We start from the raw sequence: 6,747 nt of genomic DNA, 5'->3' as shown, positions 1-6,747 counted from the left end.
CATCCACCACAAAACGACCATCCCCATCATCCAATAATGTATAAGTGTGAGTATCATCAGCATCCGAGTCAGTTGTAGTCAGAGTACCTACCACTGTTCCATTCTCACTATTTTCTGCCACAGTATTATTATCTAGAGATATATCTGTAGGTGGGTTGTTACTAGGGGTTGGAGTCTCATCCACATCAGTCACATTAATAGTCACCTGTTCATCAAAACTTTCTGCAGGTTCTCCACTATCAGTCGTCCGAACCGTAATCGTATGAGTCGTATTATTTTCAAAATCCAGCAAAGAACCATTAGCTACTAATATTCGGTCTCCATCCACCACAAAACGACCATCCCCATCATCCAATAATGTATAAGTGTGAGTATCATCAGCATCCGAGTCAGTTGTAGTCAGAGTACCTACCACTGTTCCATTCTCACTATTTTCTGCCACAGTATTGTTATCTAGAGATATATCTGTAGGTGGGTTATTTCCAGGGTCAGGGTCTGGAGACGTGGCAACAAATTCAACAGCACCAACATCAGTAATACTACTACCATTATTATCGCCATCAACAGGGCGAGTATTGCCTAACTGGTCTGTGGTCGGTGCATTAGTATTAACTCCTGTGTCAATAGCAGCACTACCATCTTCCAAGGGATGAACTAAAAAACCGTCAACCTCTTGCAAATTTCCCAAGTTAGGATCGCCAATTGCAATATTTGCCGTCGCTAATTCCTCATCGCTATCTACTGCGGGAAATTGCAAGTTACCTCCCCTGTCAGTCAATTGAAAGTGAGTTTGTTGACTAATACCAAATTCATTATCAGCAGTGTTGCGATCAAAAATCGTATTTCTGACTCTGACATCTGGAGCTATACTCTCCGTGGTGTAAACAGCACCTGCCAGATTTGCTGCATAATTGTTAGTAATTGTCGTATTGGTAATTGTCGTAGGTGATAAAGTGGCGATCGCACCTCCCAACCCCACTGTACCATCTGGACTTTCTGTTCTATTCTCGGAAAAGGTACTGTTAACAACATTGACTCTGGTTAAATCTGGTTGTTGTTGGACCCACAAACCTCCACCCTGACTCTCCGCAGTATTGCTCGCAAAAGTAGTATTAGTAATTTGATGCTGCACTGGAGTGGTACGGCCAGCGCTACTTTTCCCTGTACCGATTCTGATGCCTCCACCATCAGCAAAATTCTGGTCGTTAAAAATTACAGAATTATTGATAACCTGAGTATCTTCAATTACTACATTATCCCCCGGATAAGTAAACAAGAACGCTGCACCACCACCACCAGCACCTTTGTTATTTTCAAACAAACTATCGCGGATGATAATACTGCCATTATCGCCCCCGAAACTGGCAGAAACTCCATCGGTATATATTGCACCTCCCAAACCTTGGTTACCGGTTGGTGTGAATGCTCCAGCAGTGCTGTCATTATTGAGAAATGTCGAATTTTCTATTGTCAAAGCAGTGGAAGGAGTATTGATGGCACCACCGTTAATTCCTTTATTGTTAGTAAAATCGCTATTTTGAATTGTCAGAGTTGCAAAACCAAATGTAGAAATTGCACCACCACCTCTTTCATGTTGACCAGCAGTAGCATCGTTGTTGTCAAACTTACTGTTAATAATTGTCGTATTACTCTCATGTCCCGCCGAAATAGCACCGCCTCCTTCTCCAGAGGTTACGTTATTTTCAAATGTGCTGTTTTCTACAGTTAGGGTACTTTGAAAGCCAGTATTAATTCCGGCTCCGTTTCCTGCTGCCCCTGATTCAGTGGTTCTGCCATTGGCAATTGTCAGATTTCTGATGGTAACATTTTTTTGAACACCTGTCTCTAAAACTCGATGGGCATTATTGCCACTAATAGTTAAACTAGGATCATTGTTACCATCAGTAGTATTTCCACCATCAATAGTTAGGTCTTTATCTATTTCTAATTGACCAGAAGTTAGGGTAATAGTTTGATTAGCTAAACTGGGAGAAAATTCAATTGTATCTCCTGATTGAGCCGTGGCGATCGCCTCTCTTAAGGAACCAGTACCACTATCATTATTATTAGTTACTGTTAAAGTTGCAAATACACTGTTATAGTGTTCCATTACTTCTGGTTGTAATGGATTTTCTGCAATAATTTTTCCTGTCGTAAATCCTAAGTTCCAATTTCCTCCTAGAAGTTTACTACCTGTTAGGTCAACTGATGCTGCAATATTTACTCCTAATATTTGACTAAGTTTCTGTACAAATTCTCCACCGATATTAGCTGCTAAATTACAGCCATAAAGTAAAATATTAGCTGTTTTGCTTAGTGCAGTTTTCCACTGTTTTATTTGCTGTTTTGCAGATATTAAACTGTCTAGATTAAGAAAGGTATTACCTAATTGTAAGTTGCCAGGACTACCGTGAGAAAATATATGAATTGCTTCTATTTTATTTTGGGTAGTTATTTTTTTTTGTAGTGTCTCAGTAATTTTATTTATGCCATTTTCTGTAGAGTCCAGGATAATAACTTCTACATCATTTACTACTCCTGTAGCTAGAAATTGATAGTTATCTAGATGAGCATCTATGAAAACCAAAGATGTAGATTGAGGCTTAATTTTACGAGCGGGATATAACATTTTTGGCTCTCCTAATTATCTTGTATTTTTAGTTTTTTTGATAAATACAACCCCATAGCAATTAAATCCGCAAAATTTTGATATCTAAGCAAAAATACCATACCAAAGTATATTTTTGATTATTAGTCATTATGCTTATATCGATTGCAAATCAATATTTAAGCTTGGTAAAAACACGGTTAATTACTATTTACAGAAGATTCCAGATTAAGGTGGTACAACTGACGGGGTCAATATTTTTTTGTTTGTTCCCTATCCTACTCGCGATCGCCTCATCTTCCTATCACCCTATCACCCTATCACCCTATCACCCCCTTATGGTTTCACCCCATCAGTGCATTACCCTATTTCCTAACTCTCTAATTTACCGAAAAATTTTGGTTTAAAGCTTCTCATGAGCAAGGAGAAAAAAGCGGTCGGCAAGGGTCCTAGTCCCTAGGATGAGATGGATGGGTTACCGGCGCCATATCCAATCTCCCCTTGATATAGAATCCGGGTAATTAGTTATCGTATTACTGAGGAGTAATGAGTAATGAGTAATGAGTAATGAGTAAGAAGTAATGAGTAAGAAGTAATGAGTAAGAAGTAATGAGTAAGAAGTAATGAGTAAGAAGTAAGAAAGGAAATGAAAATGCATAAATTTTTAAATTCGTGCTTCTAGCAAACACATATTTTAGTTGAGGATTTTTGAATGCGATTACTGTATAACCGGATTTTATATGAGAAGAAAAAAATTTCCTTTTTAACCAATCCTATCTCTTTTAAGAAGAGGTAATTATTAATTATTAATTGTTAATTATTAATTATTGAAAGTGCTTTTGAATATGGTGAGGTGCAGTTCAATATTTGTTTCTATTTCCTTTTGGTAGAACACAAAAGGGACGTTCTATGGAACGTCCCTACAGGGTTTTGGTTGTGATGTGAAGTTATTACAGCGCTTTTCAGTTGAGTAGACCACTAAATTCATTGTCAGGAGTCAGGAGTCAGGAGTCAGGAGTTAGGAGTCAGGAGTTAGGGGTTAGGAGTCAGGAGTCAGGAGTCAGGAGTTAGGAGTCAGGAGTTAGGAGTCAGTATCATTGTGGTTTATTCATATGAAAACCGCTGTAATCAGCAAAAGTGCTTAAAAAGCATATAGCAGTCGAAGCAAAGGTTATAGCAAAAGGCATTTATGCTGACGGCATTTATGCTGAGGGCAGAAGAGAAGGCAGGTAGTCAGTAGAAGATCCGCTCATTACTTATTTCTACGGCTTTGTCAAGAATTTACAGCAATTTCGGAGGCGCGTGAGGTACAAAATTTGGTGGTGGTGCTGAGGAATGGTAGAGAGAGTGTGGGAGGTGTGGGAGGTGTGGGAGGTGTGGGAAGAAATTACAAAACTTATGTATCTTCGCCATTCCTCAGCAGGACTACCCAAAATTTTATTTGGTAATGCGTGGCAGTTCAACCTTCCAGGTTGTTACAGCCTAGAAGGCTGAACTGCAAATAGATTAAGTGTACCTCACCATCCTCATGCATTGCTGTAATACTCAAGTGCCTACACATCTAAATGGATAACCCTGTAGATGGGATTATTGTATGTGCAACTCAACGGATTTGATCTGAGCCGCTTATTGACTCTATTTTTTAGATATCTTATCATATGAAAAATCAGAAACTTATCGTGGTAATTTATGGCAATTCATGCTATTTCTACTGACTCCTGACTCCTTTGCCAAAAACCCCCCACTTTTGCTCATATTCCAAATAGCTTTTATAAGGGTAAATTGTTATATCTGACAGTAGAACAGAAAGATACAAGAGAAAAAATCACGTCGTAAGCATTCAGCTATTAGCTCTCAGTTTCAAGCACTCATGGCTATGAGTGAGTATTATCTTACCAATTTGCTCTCAGAAAAGTTTCCATTGAATCATCCATAGCTTCTCCCCATGGGGTATGATGAATAGGAGCAACAGTTCCAGTTACAGGGGAAGAAAACGATCGATTACGATAAGTCATTATATCTTCTTCTTTATAATCTTTCCAATCGTAAATATGTTGACGAATTAATTCAAAATCAATTTTAGGATAATCACTTGCATCATGTAGCTCTTTTACATATTCTGTTTGAAAATCAATCATCTGAATTAGAGTTTCTAAATTTTCCTCTTTTGTTACCCATTCATTAATATCATTGTCAATTTCACTATTACTGGGAATTTTAATTTTACCTAATATTACATCTCTAACATACCAAGCTTGGCAATCAAACATATTAAAAGTATAAATCTGATTTTGCATCCCTAAATACATTAGTTTATGATTATCTTGCCAAACTACTCCTTTATAAAGTTTAGGTGGATATAGCCTGTTATATGTTTTTAATCTTAAACTTTCTTCTAAAAAAGGAAAATGATGCAAATATCCAGTACATAAAATCAAAACATCTGCTTCTTGAGTATAACCATCCTTAAAAGTAGCTTTTTTTCCTTCTAATTTATCTAGATAATAAACTTCTTTTATTCCTTCTGGCCACTTAAAGTTCATGGGATTATTTCTATAACCAATAGTTACAGATTTTGCTCCATATTTATAACATTGTAAAGCAATATCTTCCGCTGAATAACTACTTCCTAAAACTATTATATCTTTACCCTTAAATTCTTCTGCGTTTCTAAAATCATGTGAATGCAAAATTCTTCCTGAAAAAGATTCCATACCTTCATATTCAGGAATATAAGGAACAGAAAAGTGACCTGTAGCAACTACTACGTAATCAAATAGTTCTTTTGCATATTTATTTTCTTTTTTGTTTAATGATGTAACTTCAAAAATACTTCCATTAAAATTAACATGTTTTACTAGAGTATTAAACCGAATATACTGTTTTAAATTACCATTTTTTGCTCTACCCAAAATATAATCATACAATACTTCACGGGGAGGAAATGAAGGTATTGGTTTTCCAAAGTGCCGATCAAAAGAATAATCAGCAAATTCTACACATTCTTTAGGTCCATTTGACCAAAGATGTCTATACATACTGTTATGAACTAGGTCTCCATATTGATCTGAACCAGTTCTCCAACTATAGTTCCAAAGACCTCCCCAATTTTCTTGTTTTTCAAAACAAACAATTTCAGGAATATTTTGACCTTTCAGTTCAGCTTGTTGAAAAGCACGTAACATTGATAAACCACAAGGTCCTGAACCAATAATTGCAACTTTAGCCATATTATCCTCGACTAATAATAATTAGGGGTGGCTGATTAAATATCAAAGTCTTTACATATAAAGCTTTTAGCCTTTTCAGGTACTAATAAAGTGCCTGCTTTTAGGTGGCTCAGGTTCCAAAACTTAGCATTTTGGGCTAGAGTATGGCAGAAAATCAAGGGGCGATTCTTCTGACTACTTTTTCTATAATTCCCATTCCTCCTGACTTCTGGATTCTGAATTCTTGCTCCTGCTTTTACCAAAAGACTTTTTCAGCAAACCCTAATTAGTTATACCAATTCTCAAAAGTAAAGTCAAAACTCAAAAGTCAAAACTCAAAAGTAAGAAAAAGCAGAAACCGGGTTGAGCGACTAAATTTCCTGATTTGAACAACAATAATTAGGGCAATAAACCCGGTTTCTTGTTTGCTCCCCTACTCCCCTACTCCCCTACTCCCCTTTATTTCTAACTATTGTCCAATAGTTAAACTAATTATCAATTCAGTAACACAGGTATCCTGTCTGTTTTTGTGCTTATATCATGTCCGGTTGAACAGTTATAAATAACTATGGAGTTCTCAGGAATCAACCCACCGCTAACCCCTCCCAGGAGGGGAAGAAAGAAGAAGGAGAAAGTTTTTTTATTACTAATTATCCGGACATGATATAGTCATCTATTATCAAGTAATAAATAAACTTTACTGGAAGACATATTTAATGGTAGCAGTTTCTAGCAATAACCGTAACGATGCAAAATTTATCCCCTCCTCCAATCAATTTACTGGAGTTGTTCAACTAATTGAAAAGACTACGGGATTCAATTTTTGCACAGGATCATTATTAGCTGGTGATGGCCTTCATATTCTAACGGCCGCCCATTGCTTGAATCATGAGGATGATTCGGCTAACTTAAATCCTAAACCCTAATGAT

4 protein-coding genes are annotated in these 6,747 nt (G+C 36.9%); 2 read left to right on the top strand and 2 right to left on the bottom strand.

The annotated features are described in order from the left end of the window. The coding region (locus F6K40_RS07550) for a DUF4347 domain-containing protein (RefSeq protein ID WP_293133620.1) at positions 1-2,629 on the bottom strand (2,629 nt) is incomplete at its 3' end. A gap of 1,314 nt (positions 2,630-3,943) precedes the next feature. On the opposite strand from F6K40_RS07550, the gene F6K40_RS07545 reads away from it, so the two are divergent. Continuing rightward, positions 3,944-4,102: a hypothetical protein gene (locus F6K40_RS07545; RefSeq protein WP_293133617.1), complete on the top strand. Its 159-nt coding sequence runs from the start codon at positions 3,944-3,946 to the stop codon at positions 4,100-4,102. Between the two features lie 398 nt (positions 4,103-4,500). On the opposite strand, the gene F6K40_RS07540 is transcribed toward F6K40_RS07545, so the two are convergent. Next, the gene (locus F6K40_RS07540; protein WP_293133614.1) at positions 4,501-5,838 is read right to left on the bottom strand and encodes an NAD(P)-binding domain-containing protein; all 1,338 of its coding nucleotides are present in this window, start codon (positions 5,836-5,838) and stop codon (positions 4,501-4,503) included. A 695-nt stretch (positions 5,839-6,533) separates the two neighbouring features. Between F6K40_RS07540 and F6K40_RS07535 the strand changes: the two genes are divergently transcribed. Beyond that, a complete protein-coding gene (locus F6K40_RS07535) occupies positions 6,534-6,743 on the top strand; it encodes a trypsin-like serine protease (protein ID WP_293133611.1) in 210 nt (69 codons plus the stop codon). Positions 6,744-6,747 lie beyond the last annotated feature (4 nt).

Origin of the sequence: Okeania sp. SIO3I5, from assembly GCF_010672085.1 — a bacterium.
In the GTDB taxonomy this organism is placed as follows: domain Bacteria; phylum Cyanobacteriota; class Cyanobacteriia; order Cyanobacteriales; family Microcoleaceae; genus Trichodesmium.
Note: the sequence above shows the minus strand (reverse complement) of the source record. Positions and strands in the feature narration are given on the sequence as shown.

What these genes read in the sequence shown, in the direction of transcription:
- F6K40_RS07535 (WP_293133611.1), top strand. Translation starts at nt 6,534, where the DNA reads ATGGTAGCAGTTTCTAGCAATAACCGTAACGATGCAAAATTTATCCCC.
- F6K40_RS07540 (WP_293133614.1), bottom strand. Translation starts at nt 5,838, where the DNA reads ATGGCTAAAGTTGCAATTATTGGTTCAGGACCTTGTGGTTTATCAATG.
- F6K40_RS07545 (WP_293133617.1), top strand. Translation starts at nt 3,944, where the DNA reads ATGGTAGAGAGAGTGTGGGAGGTGTGGGAGGTGTGGGAGGTGTGGGAA.